Origin of the sequence: Corynebacterium timonense (assembly GCF_900105305.1) — a bacterium.
GTDB lineage: Bacteria > Actinomycetota > Actinomycetes > Mycobacteriales > Mycobacteriaceae > Corynebacterium > Corynebacterium timonense.
In genome coordinates this window covers 643,183-658,662 of sequence record NZ_LT629765.1, presented here as the reverse complement: position 1 = coordinate 658,662, position 15,480 = coordinate 643,183, and the positions used below count along the sequence as shown (strand labels likewise).

17 protein-coding genes are annotated in these 15,480 nt (G+C 67.6%); 4 read left to right on the top strand and 13 right to left on the bottom strand.

Annotated elements, in window-relative coordinates:
* Window positions 1-132 precede the first annotated feature (132 nt).
* Together tsf and rpsB are read right to left on the bottom strand one after the other, a co-directional pair.
* Window positions 133-954: a translation elongation factor Ts gene (gene tsf / locus BLT81_RS03185; RefSeq protein ID WP_019192995.1), complete on the bottom strand. Its 822-nt coding sequence runs from the start codon at window positions 952-954 to the stop codon at window positions 133-135.
* A gap of 304 nt (window positions 955-1,258) precedes the next feature.
* The gene (gene rpsB / locus BLT81_RS03180; protein ID WP_040420629.1) at window positions 1,259-2,122 is read right to left on the bottom strand and encodes a 30S ribosomal protein S2; all 864 of its coding nucleotides are present in this window, start codon (window positions 2,120-2,122) and stop codon (window positions 1,259-1,261) included.
* 312 nt (window positions 2,123-2,434) lie between these two features.
* Here rpsB and BLT81_RS03175 point away from each other — a divergent pair, with 312 nt between their 5' ends.
* Window positions 2,435-2,890 carry a M23 family metallopeptidase gene (locus BLT81_RS03175; protein ID WP_019192997.1) on the top strand — a complete coding sequence of 152 codons (456 nt, stop codon included), beginning with the start codon at window positions 2,435-2,437 and terminating at the stop codon, window positions 2,888-2,890.
* 6 nt (window positions 2,891-2,896) lie between these two features.
* On the opposite strand, the gene BLT81_RS03170 is transcribed toward BLT81_RS03175, so the two are convergent.
* A complete protein-coding gene (locus BLT81_RS03170) occupies window positions 2,897-3,799 on the bottom strand; it encodes a tyrosine recombinase XerC (RefSeq protein WP_019192998.1) in 903 nt (300 codons plus the stop codon).
* Window positions 3,800-3,822: 23 nt separating this feature from the next.
* On the bottom strand, window positions 3,823-3,996 hold the full coding sequence (locus tag BLT81_RS12545) for a hypothetical protein (RefSeq protein ID WP_019192999.1): 174 nt from the start codon (window positions 3,994-3,996) through the stop codon (window positions 3,823-3,825).
* A gap of 667 nt (window positions 3,997-4,663) precedes the next feature.
* On the opposite strand from BLT81_RS12545, the gene BLT81_RS03165 reads away from it, so the two are divergent.
* Entirely contained in the window at window positions 4,664-5,749 is a 1,086-nt protein-coding gene (locus BLT81_RS03165; RefSeq protein WP_019193001.1) for a DUF1648 domain-containing protein, read from the top strand.
* Between the two features lie 76 nt (window positions 5,750-5,825).
* Here the strand turns inward: BLT81_RS03165 and BLT81_RS03160 are convergent, their stop codons facing one another.
* Window positions 5,826-6,653, bottom strand: coding sequence for a CPBP family glutamic-type intramembrane protease (locus BLT81_RS03160; protein WP_019193002.1), 828 nt, complete (start codon window positions 6,651-6,653; stop codon window positions 5,826-5,828).
* A gap of 364 nt (window positions 6,654-7,017) precedes the next feature.
* Between BLT81_RS03160 and BLT81_RS12540 the strand changes: the two genes are divergently transcribed.
* Both BLT81_RS12540 and BLT81_RS03155 read left to right on the top strand, forming a co-directional pair.
* Window positions 7,018-7,323 (top strand): helix-turn-helix domain-containing protein, encoded by a 306-nt coding sequence (locus tag BLT81_RS12540; protein ID WP_172812370.1) that lies wholly within the window; start codon window positions 7,018-7,020, stop codon window positions 7,321-7,323.
* A gap of 15 nt (window positions 7,324-7,338) precedes the next feature.
* Window positions 7,339-7,671: an IS21 family transposase gene (locus tag BLT81_RS03155; RefSeq protein WP_019193003.1), complete on the top strand. Its 333-nt coding sequence runs from the start codon at window positions 7,339-7,341 to the stop codon at window positions 7,669-7,671.
* A gap of 84 nt (window positions 7,672-7,755) precedes the next feature.
* On the opposite strand, the gene BLT81_RS03150 is transcribed toward BLT81_RS03155, so the two are convergent.
* From BLT81_RS03150 to BLT81_RS03115, 8 genes are all read right to left on the bottom strand, one after another.
* Entirely contained in the window at window positions 7,756-8,931 is a 1,176-nt protein-coding gene (locus BLT81_RS03150; RefSeq protein WP_019193004.1) for a DNA-processing protein DprA, read from the bottom strand.
* Window positions 8,928-10,442, bottom strand: a complete 1,515-nt coding sequence (locus BLT81_RS03145) for a YifB family Mg chelatase-like AAA ATPase (RefSeq protein WP_019193005.1) — start codon at window positions 10,440-10,442, stop codon at window positions 8,928-8,930. Before BLT81_RS03145 ends, BLT81_RS03150 begins: the two co-directional genes overlap by 4 nt.
* On the bottom strand, window positions 10,429-10,815 hold the full coding sequence (locus BLT81_RS03140) for a YraN family protein (RefSeq protein ID WP_019193006.1): 387 nt from the start codon (window positions 10,813-10,815) through the stop codon (window positions 10,429-10,431). The genes BLT81_RS03145 and BLT81_RS03140 overlap by 14 nt, the downstream gene beginning before the upstream one ends.
* Before the next feature lie 101 nt (window positions 10,816-10,916).
* On the bottom strand, window positions 10,917-11,225 hold the full coding sequence (locus BLT81_RS03135) for a DUF2469 domain-containing protein (RefSeq protein WP_019193007.1): 309 nt from the start codon (window positions 11,223-11,225) through the stop codon (window positions 10,917-10,919).
* Window positions 11,222-11,845, bottom strand: a complete 624-nt coding sequence (locus tag BLT81_RS03130) for a ribonuclease HII (RefSeq protein ID WP_040420755.1) — start codon at window positions 11,843-11,845, stop codon at window positions 11,222-11,224. Before BLT81_RS03130 ends, BLT81_RS03135 begins: the two co-directional genes overlap by 4 nt.
* Before the next feature lie 12 nt (window positions 11,846-11,857).
* The gene (gene lepB, locus BLT81_RS03125) at window positions 11,858-12,592 is read right to left on the bottom strand and encodes a signal peptidase I (RefSeq protein ID WP_040420757.1); all 735 of its coding nucleotides are present in this window, start codon (window positions 12,590-12,592) and stop codon (window positions 11,858-11,860) included.
* A 146-nt stretch (window positions 12,593-12,738) separates the two neighbouring features.
* Window positions 12,739-13,086, bottom strand: coding sequence for a 50S ribosomal protein L19 (rplS, locus tag BLT81_RS03120; protein WP_019193010.1), 348 nt, complete (start codon window positions 13,084-13,086; stop codon window positions 12,739-12,741).
* Window positions 13,087-13,200: 114 nt separating this feature from the next.
* Window positions 13,201-15,480, bottom strand: coding sequence for a Tex family protein (locus tag BLT81_RS03115; RefSeq protein WP_019193011.1), 2,280 nt, complete (start codon window positions 15,478-15,480; stop codon window positions 13,201-13,203).

The window sequence follows — 15,480 nt, the reverse complement described above, 5'->3', positions numbered from 1 at the left end:
GCCATCGACGATCATAGCGGGGCGCACCCACGCCACCCCATCATGGGCCGGGCGCGGCGCCTTTTCTGCCCCGTGAACGGCAAACGCCCCGCCGGCGAACCGGCGGGGCGCACACTCGGGCGCGGCTGAGCGTTAAGCCTGGCCGACCTCGAAGCGGACGAAATCGGTGATCTCGATGCCGCTCTCGTCGGCGAACTGCTTCACGGTCTTCTTGGAGTCGGCCAACGACGGCTGGTCCAGCAGGACGACGTCCTTGAAGAATCCGCCCATGCGGCCCTCGACGATCTTGGAGATGGCGGCCTCGGGCTTGCCCTCGTTGCGGGTGATCTCCTCCTGGACGGCGCGCTCCTTCTCGATGACCTCGGCGGGGATGTCATCCTGGTTGAGGAAGCGGGCCTTCATGGCTGCGATCTGCAGGGCAACCTGGTGGGCGGCCTCGGCGTTATCGCCGCTGTAGGCGACGAGCACGCCGACGGCCGGCGGCAGGTCGGCGGAGCGCTGGTGCAGGTAGCTGGCCAGGTTCTCACCCTCAACGGTGGCGGCGCGGCGCAGCTCGAGCTTCTCGCCGATCTTGGCGGACAGGCGCTCAAGCACCTCGTGCGCGGGCTCGCCGTCGACGTCGGCGTTGGCGAGCTCCTCCGGGGAGTTCGCCTTCGCTGCCGCGGCGGCCGCGGCGATCTTGTCGGCGATGTCCTTGAACTCCTGGTTCTTAGCCACGAAGTCGGTCTCGGAGTTGATCTCCACGATGGTGTTGCCGGAGACAGCCACGAGGCCCTCGAGAGCGTTGCGCTCGGCGCGGCGCTTGCCCACGTCCTTCGCGCCCTTGATGCGCAGGACCTCAACGGCCTTTTCGAAGTCGCCGTTGGTCTCTTCCAGGGCCTTCTTGCAGTCGAGCATGCCGGAGCCGGTGGTCTCGCGGAGCTTCTTGACGTCTGCAGCGGTGTAGTTCGCCATAGTGGGGCGATCCTCCTCGTTTCTCAAAACGTTTATTGGACCCGCGCCGACGACCACGGCACTGCGTGGAACAACTGCGTGGAACACGCCGCGTAGACCGCGGCGCGGGCCTCAAGCTAATGATCGGTTTTACAGAGTAGCCGACATCTGTGTGCCAGGCATGTCCGGCGCCCTCTGTCGGCCCGTATCGGGCGCAGACGACGCCACCCCGCCTCCGAGCACCGTCCGACGGGGGGACGGGCGTGGCGGAAAGCGGGGTGGGGTCTTAGGGCGCCGGCGCCTGGACGGTCATGCAGTACAGGCCCTACTCGCCCTGGGCGGGCTGGTCCTGCGGCTGCTCGACCGGGGTAACGGCCTGCGGGGCGTCGGTGTTCGCCGCCGCAGCCTCGGCGGTCGCCTGAGAGGCCTGGACCGCGTCTGCGTCGCGCTTGTCCTCAGTGTCACCGGCGGCCTCTCGGGCTGCGGCGAGCTGGCGCTCCTCGCGCTGCTGCTTGCCGGCCACGACAGCCTCGCCGACGATGCGGGTGAGCAGCTTCACGGCGCGGATCGCGTCGTCGTTGCCCGGGATCGGGAAGTCGACGACATCCGGGTCGCAGTTCGTGTCCAGCACGGCCACGACGGGGATGCGCAGCTTCTGGGCCTCGGAGACGGCGATGTGCTCCTTGTTGGTATCCACGATCCACAGTGCGGAGGGAACCTTGGACATGTCCGCGATGCCGCCGAGAACGCGCTCAAGCTTGATGCGCTCGCGGGTGAGCATGAGGACTTCCTTTTTGCCGCGGCCGGCGTAGCCGTCCTCGGCGGCGTCCATCGCCTGGAGCTCCTTCATGCGGGCAATACGCTTGGACACGGTCTGGAAGTTGGTGAGCATGCCACCGAGCCAGCGGTGGGTGACGTACGGCATGCCGACGCGCTCCGCCTCTTCCTGGATGGGCTCCTGCGCCTGCTTCTTGGTGCCGACGAAGAGGAGGGTGCCGCCGTGCGCGACGGTTTCCTTCACAAACTCGAAAGCCTCGTCGATGTAGGTCAGCGTCTGCTGCAGATCGATGATGTAGATACCGTTGCGGTCGGTGAAGATGAAGCGACGCATCTTCGGGTTCCAGCGACGCGTCTGGTGGCCAAAGTGCACACCCGCGTCGAGGAGTTCGCGCATGGTAACAACTGCCATGGGAATGGTCTCCTTCGGAGAAAAGTAGTTCGGTTGATGTCGTACTGCGCGGGTTTTTATCCCGCGCCCTAGCACCGTGCAAGCCCCGCACCCTCGTACTGTGGCACCGTTGCTGAGCTGGCATTTTCCGGCGCGCGTCGTCAGCCCAAAAAGACTGCCGCAACAACATTAGCGCCTCGAGCGAAGAAATACCAATTGAGCTGCACAGTTGTGGACAGCGCGGGAACCTATCCACAGGGCAAAGCTTGTCGACGCCCTACCAGCGCCCCACCGTGTTATTTCTGTCCCATGCGCTGTCTTTCCGCCCTCCTAATGTCGGCCGTCGTCCTTTTCGCCACCGCCCCCGTCGCGGCCGCGTGGATCGACCCCTCGCGCGGCACGCCTGCTGCTGCGCGGGTGACCCGCTCCGCGCAGATCCCCGAGAAGAACTGGCTGCCGGGACATCGCGGCGTCGACCTTGCGCTCTCCCCCGGCGAGCCGGTGCGAGCGGCCGGCGCCGGGACCGTCGCCTACGTCGGCGTCGTCGTCGGGGTACCCACCGTGTCCATCGACCACCCGGAAGGCATCCGCACCACCTACCAGCCCGTCCACGCCCGAGTTCGCGTCGGCGACACCGTCGACGAAGGCCAAGTGATCGGCACCCTCGCCGCGTCGCACGCCCACGAGGGGCTGCACTGGGGCGCGCTGACCGGGCCCGACACCTACATCAACCCGCTGTCGCTGCTCAGCGCCCCCACGATCAGACTCAAGCCTGTACCCGCACCCTAGCGGGCCCTAGGCGCGCGGGTGCGCGCGGTCGTAGACCGCCTTGAGACGCTGCGCGGACACGTGGGTGTAGATCTGCGTGGTGCTCAGGCTGGAATGGCCAAGCAGCTCCTGGACCACGCGCAGGTCCGCTCCCCCTTCGAGCATGTGGGTGGCGGCGCTGTGACGCAGCGAGTGCGGGGTGATATCGCTCGCTCCCGAGCGGGCTGCCGCGGCGGAGACGATGCGGCGGACTTGGCGCGGGTCGATGCGCCAGCCGCGGGCTCCGACGAAGAGAGCCTGCGTGTCGGCCCTTGCCAGTTCGGGTCGCCCGACTCTCAGCCACGCGCCGATCGCCTCCGCTGCCGTGTCGCCGTAGGGTACGACGCGCTGCTTGTTGCCTTTACCGGTCACGCGGAGGGTGCGGCGGGCGTGGTCGGCGTCGCCGAGATCAAGCCCGGTGAGCTCGGAGACGCGGATCCCGGTGGCGTAGAGCAACTCGAGGATGGCGCGGTCGCGCAGACCCTGGGGGTCGTCCTCGGCGCCGTGGCCTCCCGCGGCCACGAGCTCGTCGGCGCGTTGCGGGCTCAGGACTTTGGGCAGGTGGCGGTTGACGGTCGGGGCGGCCAGGCGGGCGGCGACGTCTGAATCGAGGTGCCCCTGGTTGTACGCCCACGTGCTGAAAGCGCGCACGGCCGCGGTGCGCCGCGCCATCGTCGAGCGAGCCAGCCCGCGTTCGACGCCGTCCGCCAGCCACGCGCGCAGGGCGGGCAGGCTAAACCCGGCGAAGTCGGCGATGTGGCCGGAGAGAGTAGACAGGTCATTGCGGTAGGCACGCACCGTCGCCTCGCTGCGCCCGAGCACAAGGCGGGCGTAGTCCGCGAAGTCCTCGATCGCCTCCGCGAGCTGCCCCCCGGCTCCAACGTCACTCATGCCCCAGCAGTGTACCCGCGCCCCTACACGCCGCCCGTCCTCCGCCACGTGGTGCCGTCGCGCACGACCAGACCGCGGCGGCTGAGCTCCACGAGCAGGTGCACGGTCAGCGCGACGCTCAGCCGCGCCGCGCGTGCGATGTCGTCCGCCTTCGCCCCCGAGGCGCGCGAGGCCGGCAACGCGTCGTAGACGCGCACCTCGTTGCGCGCTAGCGGATTTTCCTGACACCAACGCCGGCTATCTCATGACCGCCGACGCTCTCCAGCGCTCGTCGTCTCCCACGAGCGTTTTCAACCCAACGCGCCGGCCTGGGTATCGATCTCTGACCTCTGCCTGGCTTACGGGTGCCGGCACGCCGGAAGCGGCCCAGGTGCGCCGCCAAACTAGAACACGATTCGACCTCAGTGCGGGCGCCCCCGCTCCCGATTCACGCCTGCATCCCTGCGACTACAGTCCCCTACCACATTGCGCCGACCTCGGCATGCTCAAGCGGAAGGGTGAGTTCACCACGGCCAGGCAGGTGGCGCTGGGCTATAGCACAAATAGAAATAGAACCAGCGGCCATGTTCGATGCGACCAAGTATAAACATTTTTCACTATATTATTAGGCATGGATCAGCTACGCCAGCGGAGACGGGAATACAAGTGGGCGTCACATTGGATCCGCTTTCGACGGTGCCGCTGTATCAGCAGGTTCGCGATCGCGTCGTGCAGGCAATCGGCCACGGCGAGTTGCAACGGGGTGATGCGCTGGCCTCGGCACGCCAGTTGGAGGATGGTCGAAATCGAGGGTCTATCCGACGAGGCTCTCAGGCAGATATTCACCCGAGTGATGGAATCCCTTGACCCACCGGAGGAGGATCAGTGAATACGTCGGTGATGATTATTATGCTCGCAGCGTTGGGTTTGACGACGGCTGTGACGGCGGCGATACCGGAGATGTCCCGCCCCACGGTACCGCTCGGTGTGAGCGTTCCCAGCGATCGCGTCGGTGACCCTGCCGTACGTGGCGCGATCCGGCGTTACAGGGTCTGGATTCTGGTCGGCGGGGTCGTGGCTGGGGTAGTCATGGTGGCGGCCTCGAGCATGCCGGAGGTGAGTGTTGTGGTCCTGTTGGGGTATAGCGGCTGGACCGTGGTGGCGTTCGCTGCGTGCCGGAGGCCGATCATGGCCGCCAAGGCAAGGCACGGCTGGTACGACACGGTGCCAGTTCGTGTACCGGCGTCGGCCACGCCTGAGCAACCAATCAAGCCCGTGTGGCCGCTGCTCGTCCTCGCTGTGGGGATTTCTCTTGCCACAGTCGCCGTGGTGGCGATCAACTATCCCTCGCTGCCAGATCCGATTCCCACGCGCTACGACGATGCGGGGAACGTGACGGACTGGGCGTCCAAGAACTGGGGTAGCGTGCTCTTCCTGCCTTTGGTCTCGCTCGGGAGCACAGTGCTGCTCGTCGTTGTGTGCGTCGTTCTGAGCCGACGCGAGCGCACTCGCTTTCCGGACGGGCAGCCCCAGGCAGCTCGAGAGTTCCAAGGTGGGAGGGAAAAGACTTTGCAGCGTGCGCTGGCCGCGCTCACACTCGTGTCTCCGGTTTTTCTGGGTATATTGTCGGTCGCACCTGTCGTCCAGCTCGTACCCTCCGGAATCACTTGGATCGCCTGGGGGCTAGTGACCGCAAGCTCGCTCCCCATCGTCTGGCTGGTCATTAAAAGCATCCGCCTCTCTCGCGCGCCGACGGCCGCGCCAGGAGGCTCCGGTCGGCAGTCGCCCGACGATGACCATCTGTGGAGGTGGGGCATGTTCTATGAGAACCGGGAAGATCCGCGGATATGGGTAGAAAAGCGCAACGGCCTCGGACTCACCGTCAACGTTGGCCGCCCCGGAGGTATCGCGATCATGGGTGGGCTCACCCTGTTAACCCTGATGACGATCGTCTTGGTGCTCACCCTCTGAACGCACTCAACGGACAAACCTGTGTCTCCCGCATGGCTCCGCGTGGCGTCCTCTCCCCCGGCGGTGCCGCCGCGGTTCAGTGGGTGCCGTGACCGAGCCGCCCGCGTGTGCGGCCTAGTAGTGCGGCCGCGAGCGCCGACATTGTCAGGGTTGCGGGCCACGTGTTCTCGACCAAAACGCCGAGCGTGCTTCCCGCGAACAGCAACCCCCAGTTGAGAGAGTGGTGGGCGAATATCGCTGGGATCGAACTGCCCTCGGATGTGTTGAACACCCAGGAAGGCACGATCGAAAGCGCCACGACTAGCAGCAAATATGCGGCGAGCTGGCCCACATCCGAACGCGTGGTGTCCCACTCTTGCGTGAAGGAAAGTGGAGCGTGCCAGAACCTGTGGACCAATCCGAGCCCCACGGACGCCGCAAGAGGATGCATCGATCTTTGCATTCGAGGCAGCGCGAAGCCGCTCCATCCCGGCTCCTCTTGGAGCGGGCCTCCCGCGAGGTAGGTGAGGTACGTGACGAGAGTGCTCGCGGGCATCGAGGCCGTTAGCCCTCCGGCGGTAATACCACTGCCCAGCACGAGGTAGGGCGTTGCCAGGACGAATGGTAGCACGAGAAGCGCCACGAGATGCACGGCGCGTCGGCCCCGGAGGGAGAAAGCCCGCGCGAGGAGGGCACAAGGGCTTCCTCGGCCGTCGAGGACACGAGTGACGAGGAGCACTACAGCGAAGGGGCCTGCGAAGAGACCCACCTGGTTGACGAGGGTAATGCCCTCGAACGACGGTCTGAACGGGAGGACACCGATGCCGCTCTCGGAGAGCCACCACGACGACCATCCGAGCCAGGACCCGAGGTGGGCGAGCATGACGAAAGCGAGAATAGGACGTCGGTGGACGAGCTCTTTCATGGCACCTGTGAGAATGGTTTAGGAAGGCGCGCCAACCCCTCTCGATCGCGAGAACGAACCCCATGCGGTGCGCGAGAATGCGCCACCGCAGTCGCGAAGCATTTCAATTTTCGTCGCGCAGAAAGTGAGAGAAATCTGGACAATGACCCGCCGCGCACCATGCCGCGCGCCGTTCCTTGGGCGAACACACGCGCCGCACAAATTGACACCCAACCTGCTCTCTCTTCCCTGAGTCGCACCAGCGCCTCTCTGCGGTTCCCCTTCAGGACCACATCCCTTCACGGCCGGTGCCGCACCCATTCGAACGACCCGCACCACGATGATAGCGGCGTGTTAAAGATAGCCTGCCGGCAAAATTGGATGGGTGATTTCCGTGGAAGAGTGGGCCGAGATCAGGTATCTGCGTCGGCAGGGCCTATCGATCAAAAAAATCGCGGCCGAAATAGGCTGCGCGAAAAAGACGGTGGAAACGGCGTTGGCCTCAGATGCGCCACCTGTGTACAAGAAGCGTGCAAGCTCCGGGACCAGCTTCACCCCGTGTGAACCGCGGGTTCGTGCCCTGCTGGAACAGACCCCGACGTTGCCTGCCACTGTGATCGCGCAGCGTGTGGGGTGGTGTGGGTCGATCACATGGTTTCGCGACAATGTGCGCCGCATCCGCCCTGACTAACAGCAGGCGGACCCGGTGGACACGCTGATTCACCGCCCTGGTGAGCAAATCCAGTGTGACCTGACTTTCCCCGCCGGCGGGATTCCCGACGGAACCGGGAAGAAAGTAGCGTTTCCGGTGCTGGTGATGGTGGCGTCGTATTCGAGGTTCATGGCCGCGCGTGTGCTGCCGTCACGCACGACCGCAGATCTTGTTGCAGGGATGTGGGCATTGTTGTCGACATCGTTTCAGGCCGTGCCTGAGCAGTTGTTGTGGGACCGAGAGACCGGCATTGGGCAAAAGGCGCTCACCCAGCCGGTGCTGTCTTTTGCCGGCATCCTCAGGACCCGGATCACAAGGCGGGCGTAGTCCGCGAAGTCCTCGACCGCCTCCGCGAGCTGCCCCCCCCCCCGGCTCCAACGTCACTCATGCCCCAGCAGTGTACCCGCGCTCCTACACGCCGCCCGCCCTCCGCCACGTGGTGCCCTCGCGCACGACCAGACCGCGGCGGCTGAGCTCCACGAGCAGGTGCACGCTCAGCGCGACGCTCAGCCCCGCCGCGCGCGCGATGTCTTCCGCCTTCGCCCCGGAGGCGCGCGAGGCCGGCAACGCGTCGTAGACGCGCAGCTCGTTGCGCGCTAGCGCCTGGACCGGATCCGCCGGAAACTCCAACTCACGTTGCCCGTCGGCGTCGACCTCGCCGAGACGGCTAAGCATCTCGTGGACGTCCGCGGCGTTCAACGCCATCGCCGCCTTGCCATCACGGATGGCCAGGTTCGTGCCCAGCGACCCCGGACCGAGGATCGGCCCGGGAACCGCCATGGCGCGGCGGCCGTAGTAGTTCACCCAGTTCAGTGTGTTTAGAGCTCCGGAGCGAAACGCTGCCTCGACGATGACGGTGCCCTGCGTGAGCGCGGCGACGAGCCGGTTGCGGGTGAGGAAGCGGTGGCGGTCCGGCGCCACCCCCGGCGGGTACTCCGTGACCACCGCGCCGCCGTTGTCGGCGATCGCACCAAAAAGCTCGGCATTTTTCCGCGGGTAGGTCACACCCGGCCCGCAGGCGGCGACGACGACGGTCGGCACTCCCCGCGCCAGCGCCGTCTCGTGGGCGACGGTGTCGATGCCGACAGCCCCACCGGAGACCACCGTGTAGCGGTGTGCAGCCAGGCCCGCGACTAAGTCCACCGTCGCATGGTGGCCGTAGGCGGAGGAGGCACGCGTACCCACGAACGCCACCGAGCGCGCCAGCAGCGTCTGCAGGTCCGACTCTCCGCGCACCCACAGCGCGTGCGGCGCCACCCCCCTGTCCCGGAACTGTTCCTGGTTGGCCGTGCTCGCCGCCACACCGTGGGTGAAGGAGTCGGTGATCTGGTGGGCGGGCCACCCCGGGTCCTCGGGCGTGAGGAGCCGGAAACCGTTGTCCTGCGCTTCCCCCAGGTCGAGCTCAGGCCGGTCCCAGCTGTAGCGCGACTCGGTCTCCGCGGCGAGCCCGCCGAGCCAGCTCGCCCGGCTGCGGACACCGGCGGTGATCTCGTCCGCGTCGCGCCCAGCGCGCAGAAGCTCCTGCAGCGCGTGGCTGGGGCCTTCGACGACGCGGCTGAGGTAGGCCCAAGATTCGCGGCGGCTCATACGAACACCCCCGCTGCGTGGGCCTGGCGGAGGTCGATGGCGCGGGCGACGTGGTCGAGGTCGGGGCGCGCTGCCGCGCCGAGGTCGGCGAGTGTCCAACTCAGGCGCAGGATGCTGTCGACGCCGCGCTGGGTGAGCGTGCCGTCGGCAAGGTACGCGGCGACGAGCGCCATCGCGTCCTCTGTCGCCGGGTAATGGCGTCGCAGCAGGGTCGGGTCGATCCGGGCGTTGAGGTGGCCGGGGCACTCCGCCCGGGCCCACCGGTGCTGCGCGCGCTCCCGGGCACAGGCGACGCGCTCGGCGATCGGCGCAGAGGGCTCCGCGTCGGCGGGGTTGAGCACGGCGTTGTGGGGGGTGAGGAGCAATGTGATGTCGATCCTGTCGCGCAGCGGCCCGGAGATGTTGCGCAAGTGGGCGGCGCGCTCGTGGGCGCGGCAGGTGCACTGCGCGGGCGAGGCCGCCCCGCACTTGCACGTATTGGCGGCGAGGACGAGCTGCACGTCGGCCGGGTAGGTCACCTCCCGGCGCGCGCGTGTGAGGCGCACCATGCCCGTCTCCAACGGAATGCGCAACGCGTCAAGCACGGCAGGCGAGATCTCCGAGGCCTCGTCGAGGAAGAGCACCCCCCGGTGCGCCTGGCTGACAGCGCCGGGCCGCGCAACGCCGGAGCCGCCGCCAATGAGGGCTGCTTGGCTGAGCGAGGGGTGCGGCGCGACGAAGGGTCGGTGCGCGACCACGCCGCGGTGCGGGGCGCCGGAGACGGAGTGGATGGCGGTGGCCTCGATCATCTCGCTGGCGCTCAGTGGCGGCAGGATAGACGGAAGGCGCTGCGCCAACATCGACTTCCCGGTGCCGGGCGGGCCGATCATCAAGACGTGGTGCCCGCCGGCGGCGGCGACCTCGAGGGCGTGGCGCTCAGCGGCCTGGCCCGCGATGTCGCGGAAGTCCGGGGCGGGCGGCACAGGCGGCACGAGGGTCGGCTCGGGCCGGGCGAGGTCGCGCGCGCTCACAAGCCAATCCCACACCTCGGCGAGCGTGCGCGCGCTGCGGATCCGGTCGTCGCCGAGGAGCGCGGCCTCCGCGGCGTTGGCCTCCGGGACGATGATCGCGGTCACCTCGCTAGGCGCGGCGTGCAGCAGCGGCAGCGCCCCCTCGATGCGGCGCAGGCGCCCACCCAGCCCGAGCTCGCCGAGCACGAGCGTGGTGGCCAGGCGACGGCCCGCTCGAGGGTCGAGGGCTGCGAGGACGGCGAGGGCGATGGGCAGGTCGAAGTGCGAGCCGGACTTGGGTAGGTTCGCCGGTGAGAGCGAGACCATGATCTTGGTGCGCGGCCAGGGCAGTTGCGAGTTGGCCACCGCGGTGCGAATGCGGTCGCGGGATTCGCGGACGGCGGCGTCTCCCAGGCCCACCATGTACGTGCCGGGCAGGCCGGGCCCGATGTTCGCCTCGACCGTGACGAGGTGGGCGTTCACCCCTTCGAGGGTCGCGGAGTACGTGCTAGCGAGAGCCATGGTCCACGTCCTCGTAAATCTGGATGGTGGCCGCGCCATCGGCGATGAGTACCTCGGCGACATCGAAACGCACGTGCGTGTACGGCCTTCCCCGCAGCCACTCGGCGGCGCCTCGACGCATCGTCGCGAGTTTTTTCGCGGTGACGGCCTCCGCCGCGCCGAAGGCTCGTCCCCGGCGCGTTTTCACCTCCACGACGACGATCGCGCCCTCGGGCGCGCGCATGATGAGGTCGAGCTCGCCGGCCGCGGTGCGCACTCGGGCGTCGATAAGCTCGTAGCCGTGGGTCTCGTAGAACCTGCGGGCGTAGTCCTCGCCTGCTCGCCCGAGATTCTGCTTGTGCTGATGTGTGGCGGTCTGCGGTGAGTGCGCCATGAATGATCCCCCCAGGAACGTGAAAAACGTGGTCCTTCTATTGGACGCACGCCGCGGCTCTGCGGTTCCCGGGGGATCGATGGTTCCCGGAGGGGATCGACCTAACGGTCGGGGAAGGTCAGGTCGGGCTTATCCAGCTCTTCGATGTTGACGTCTTTGTAGGTGATCACGCGGACGTAGCGCACGAAGCGCACGGCGCGGTACATATCCCACACCCAGCAGTCGGACATGCGAACCTCGTAGTAGACGTCCTTGCCCTCGGTGTGCGGGATGAGCTCGACGGCGTTGGCCAGGTAGAAGCGCCGGTCAGTCTCGACAACGTAGGAGAACTGGCTCGCGACGTCGCGGTACTCGCGGTACAGCGACAGCTCGACCTCGGCCTCGTAGTTGTCCAGATCTTCAGCGCTCATTGTGACCTCTCGAAATGCTCGTGGGCGGTACGGACATTGGCATAACTATATCGGTGTTCCGCGCTCGCCCCGTGGCGGCGCACCGCGTCCATGTGGGCGGCGGTGCTATAGCCCTTGTGACCTTCCACCCCGTATTCGGGGTAGCGCTCAGCCATCCGCGTGACCAGCCGGTCGCGGCTGACCTTGGCCAAGACGCTCGCCGCCGCGACGCAGCGCGCCGCGTTGTCGCCGCCGACGATCGGCAGCTGGGGCGCGGTGACCCCGGGAACGCGGAAGGCGTCGACGAGCACGTAGCCAGGGGCCTGGGCAAGCGTAGCGACAGCCCGCCGGGCACCGTCCAAGTTCGCCGCCTGGATCCCCCGGCGGTCGATGACCGCGGCGGGAACGTGCACCACCGAGTACGCGAGGGCCGTGTCCGTGATCGCCTCGAACAGCTCGGCGCGCCGCTTCGGGGTGAGCTTCTTGGAATCGCGCAGGCCCGCGAGCGCGTCCACCGGCTGCGGAGGCAACACGCAGGCGGCGACGGTGACGGGGCCGAAGCAGGCGCCGCGCCCGGCCTCGTCGACTCCAGCAACGGGCCCGAGCCCTGAACCCTGCAGGGCCTCTTCGAAGGCGCGCATGTACTCCTGCACTTACTCCTGGATGTCGGGGTCGTCGACCCCGCCGATGCGGTCGAGGGGGAAGACGATCGCGGCGACCTTTCCGCGAATGTTGTCCGCCGGGATCGCCCCCTGGAACTCGTCGCCGAGGTGGTAGCGAGAATCAAGGGAGTTCGTGCGGTTGTCACCCATCATGAAGTAGGTACCCTCCGGCACGGTGACGGGGCCGAAGTAATCCCCGCCGCAGGCCTCCGACCCGGTTTCGGGGTCGACCGGGTAGAAGTTCGGCTGCAGCGTGTAGGACTGGTCGATGGGCTGGCCGTCCACCATGACCGCCGGGTCGCCAGCCTGGCAGGACACGGTCTGTCCCCCAGTGGCGATGATCCTTTTGACGAGGTCGTTCTCGTCAGGCGGCACGAGCCCCGCCCAGGTGCCCACCTGCTGCAGGCCCGCGATGAAGGGGTTTGACGAGCGGTTGGACTGGTACTGGGCGTTCCACGAGTCGGTGCCCTCGAAGACGACGACGTCGCCGGGCTCGGGGTCGGTGAAGTAGTAGCTGACCTTCTCCACCGCGATGCGGTCCCCCGAGCCGTCGTAGCCGTGCAGGGTGGGCTCCATCGAGGCGGAGGGGATGACGTAGACGCGCCCGATGAACGTCTGGATGAGGAAGATGAAGAACAGGGTCAGGATGATGACCACAGGGATCTCGATGTACCACGGAGTCGGCTTCTTTTCGACGTCGCGGCTCGCGTCCACGGAGTAGGCGATGTCCTCGCGGGGCTCGGTCTCCGGCGAGTGGTTCTGATTGGTCACCCGGAATACTCTAGCACTCGGTGCCACTCGCCCCGGCACGCGAAAACCCCGCCCTCCGCGTGCGGCGGCGAGCGGGGCAATCGGCGGCGATACTAGCGGTACTAGCGGCGCTCCTTGATGCGGGCGGCCTTGCCGCGCAGCTCGCGCATGTAGTACAGCTTCGCGCGGCGAACGTCGCCGCGGCGCAGAACCTCGATCTTCTCGATGTTCGGGGAGTGCACCGGGAAGGTGCGCTCGACGCCGATGCCGAAGGACACCTTGCGCACGGTGAAGGTCTCACGAATGCCGTCGCCCTGGCGGCGCAGCACGAAGCCCTCGAAGAGCTGGGTACGGGTGACGGAGCCCTCGATCACCTTCACGTGGACACCCAGGGTGTCGCCGGGGCGGAAGTCGGGGATGTCGTCGCGCAGCTGGCCTGCGTCGACAAGATCAATGATGCCGTTGCTCATATCAGCATTCCTTTTCGTTTAAGGACAGAGGACCCTAGCGGCGTTTCCCCGTCCGGGGCGCTCGGCTGGTTCATGTCTCCTACAACAACCCGAGCAATGTTACAGAAGCGCCGGTCAGTTACCAAATCCCGCCTTCTTCAACGCCTCCGCCATCGAGCCGGTTGCTTCACCGCGCCCCCGGGGCGCCTTCCTCGGATTTTTCCCGTGCTTCTTCTTCTCCGCGCCTCTGGAGCGGCGGGGCGCAGAGGGGTCGTCGTCAAGCCGCAGGCTCAGGCCGATGCGCTGGCGCTCGACGTCGACGTCGAGGACCTTCACCGTGACCACCTGCCCGGAGCGCACCACCTCGTGCGGGTCGGCGACGAAGCGCTTGCTCATCGCGGAGACGTGCACGAGGCCGTCCTGATGCACGCCCACGTCGACGAAGGCGCCGAAGGCGGCGACGTTGGTGACGGTGCCCTCGAGGATCATGCCCGGGGTCAGGTCCGCCACCGTGTTCACCCCCTCCTTAAAGGTTGCGGTCACGAACTCGGGGCGCGGATCGCGGCCGGGTTTGTCCAGCTCGGCGATGATGTCGGTGACCGTGGGCACGCCGAAGGTGTCGTCGGCGAACTGCTGCGGGTTCAGCCGCGCGAGAACGGCGGAGTTGCCAATCAGCGCGGCGGTCGCGCAGCCGGTGGCGGCGGCGATGCGCTCGACCACCGGGTAGGCCTCGGGATGCACGGCCGAGGCGTCGAGCGGGTTGTCCCCGCCGCGGATCCGCAAAAAGCCCGCCGCCTGCTCGAAGGCCTTCGGCCCCAGGCGCGCCACCTTGGTCAGCTCCGCGCGGGAGCCGAACGAGCCCTTCTCGTCGCGGTAGTCCACGATGTTTTTCGCAATGGTCGGCGTGACCCCGGAAACGCGCTCGAGGAGCGGCACGGACGCGGTGTTGAGGTCCACTCCGACGGAGTTCACGGCGTCTTCGACCACATTGTCGAGGGTGCTCGCGAGGGCAGCCTGGTTGACGTCGTGCTGGTACTGCCCCACCCCGATCGACTTCGGGTCAACCTTGACCAGCTCCGCGAGCGGGTCCTGCAGGCGGCGCGCGATGGAGACCGCGGAGCGCAGCGAGACGTCCATGTCGGGAAACTCGGCGGCCGCGATCTCGGAGGCGGAGTAGACCGAGGCCCCCGACTCGGACACGACGACGGGCGTCGGCCTAGCCCCGCCCGCCTCGGCGATGAGGTCCGCGATCTCGCCCGCGAGCTTCTCGGATTCGCGAGACGCCGTGCCGTTGCCCACCGCGATCAGTTCCACGCCGTGGGTCGCCGCCAGCGTCGACAGCTCCGAGACGGCCTCGGACCAGCGGTTCTGCGGCTGGTGCGGGTAGACGATGGTGGTGGCGAGCACTTTGCCCGTGCCGTCGACAACAGCGCATTTGACCCCGTTGCGGTAGCCGGGGTCGAGCGCGAGCGTGGCCCGCTGCCCCGCCGGCGCCGCGAGCAGCACGTCGCGCAGGTTCGTGCGAAACACCTCGAGCGCGCCCTGCTCGGCCTTGTCGCGCAGGCGGGTGCGGGTGTCCAGGGTGGACGAGACCTGCAGCTTCGTGCGCCAGCCCCAGCGCACCGCCTTGGCCAGCCAGGCGCTGGAGTGCACGTCGAGGTCGAAGCGCTGCGCAATCATCCCCTCGTAGAGCGCGTCCTCGCCCGGATCGAGCGTCAGTGTGAGCACGCCCTCGGCTTCCCCGCGCAGCAGGGCGAGGATGCGGTGGCTGGGCAGGGTGGCAAACGGCTCGGAGAAGTCGAAGTAGTCGCGGAACTTCGCGCCCTCGGTTTCCTTGCCCTCGACCGGCGCGGAGCGCATGGTGCCCGTGGCGTAGAAGCGCTCGCGCACCTCGCCGACCAGGTCGGCGTCCGTGGTGAAGCGGTCGACGAGGATGGCGCGCGCGCCGTCGAGGGCGGCCTTCACATCGGCGAAGCCCTCGGTGGTGAAGCGGCTGGCGAGGGCCTCCGGGTCGGCGGAGGGGTCGTCGACAAGCAACTGCGTGAGCTCCTCGAGCCCGGCCTCGCGCGCGATGTCGGCCTTCGTTGTGCGGCGCTTCTTGAAGGGCAGGTAGAGGTCCTCGACGCGGGCCTTCGTTTCTGCCTCGGTGATCTCGCGACGCAGCGCGTCGGTAAGCGCGCCCTGCTCCTCGATCGCCGCGAGCACCGCCTCCTTGCGCTCCGCGAGCTCGGTGAGGTACGCGTTGCGCTCCTCGATGTGGCGCAACTGCGCGTCGTCGAGCCCGCCGGTGGCCTCCTTGCGGTAGCGGGAGACGAAGGGGACGGTGTTGCCGGCGGCGAGCAGCTCGAGCGCGGCGCTTACCTGCGTCGACGCTACCCCAAGTTCTGTCGCGATGGTCTCTGCGATGAATGCCAT

What these genes read in the sequence shown, in the direction of transcription:
- BLT81_RS03140 (WP_019193006.1), bottom strand. Translation starts at nt 10,815, where the DNA reads ATGGCGCACTCACCGCAGACCGCCACACATCAGCACAAGCAGAATCTC.
- rplS (WP_019193010.1), bottom strand. Translation starts at nt 13,086, where the DNA reads ATGAGCAACGGCATCATTGATCTTGTCGACGCAGGCCAGCTGCGCGAC.
- BLT81_RS03135 (WP_019193007.1), bottom strand. Translation starts at nt 11,225, where the DNA reads ATGAGCGCTGAAGATCTGGACAACTACGAGGCCGAGGTCGAGCTGTCG.
- BLT81_RS03145 (WP_019193005.1), bottom strand. Translation starts at nt 10,442, where the DNA reads ATGGCTCTCGCTAGCACGTACTCCGCGACCCTCGAAGGGGTGAACGCC.
- BLT81_RS03175 (WP_019192997.1), top strand. Translation starts at nt 2,435, where the DNA reads ATGTCGGCCGTCGTCCTTTTCGCCACCGCCCCCGTCGCGGCCGCGTGG.
- BLT81_RS03115 (WP_019193011.1), bottom strand. Translation starts at nt 15,480, where the DNA reads ATGGCATTCATCGCAGAGACCATCGCGACAGAACTTGGGGTAGCGTCG.
- BLT81_RS03170 (WP_019192998.1), bottom strand. Translation starts at nt 3,799, where the DNA reads ATGAGTGACGTTGGAGCCGGGGGGCAGCTCGCGGAGGCGATCGAGGAC.
- BLT81_RS03160 (WP_019193002.1), bottom strand. Translation starts at nt 6,653, where the DNA reads ATGAAAGAGCTCGTCCACCGACGTCCTATTCTCGCTTTCGTCATGCTC.
- rpsB (WP_040420629.1), bottom strand. Translation starts at nt 2,122, where the DNA reads ATGGCAGTTGTTACCATGCGCGAACTCCTCGACGCGGGTGTGCACTTT.
- tsf (WP_019192995.1), bottom strand. Translation starts at nt 954, where the DNA reads ATGGCGAACTACACCGCTGCAGACGTCAAGAAGCTCCGCGAGACCACC.
- BLT81_RS03150 (WP_019193004.1), bottom strand. Translation starts at nt 8,931, where the DNA reads ATGAGCCGCCGCGAATCTTGGGCCTACCTCAGCCGCGTCGTCGAAGGC.
- BLT81_RS03130 (WP_040420755.1), bottom strand. Translation starts at nt 11,845, where the DNA reads ATGCGCGCCTTCGAAGAGGCCCTGCAGGGTTCAGGGCTCGGGCCCGTT.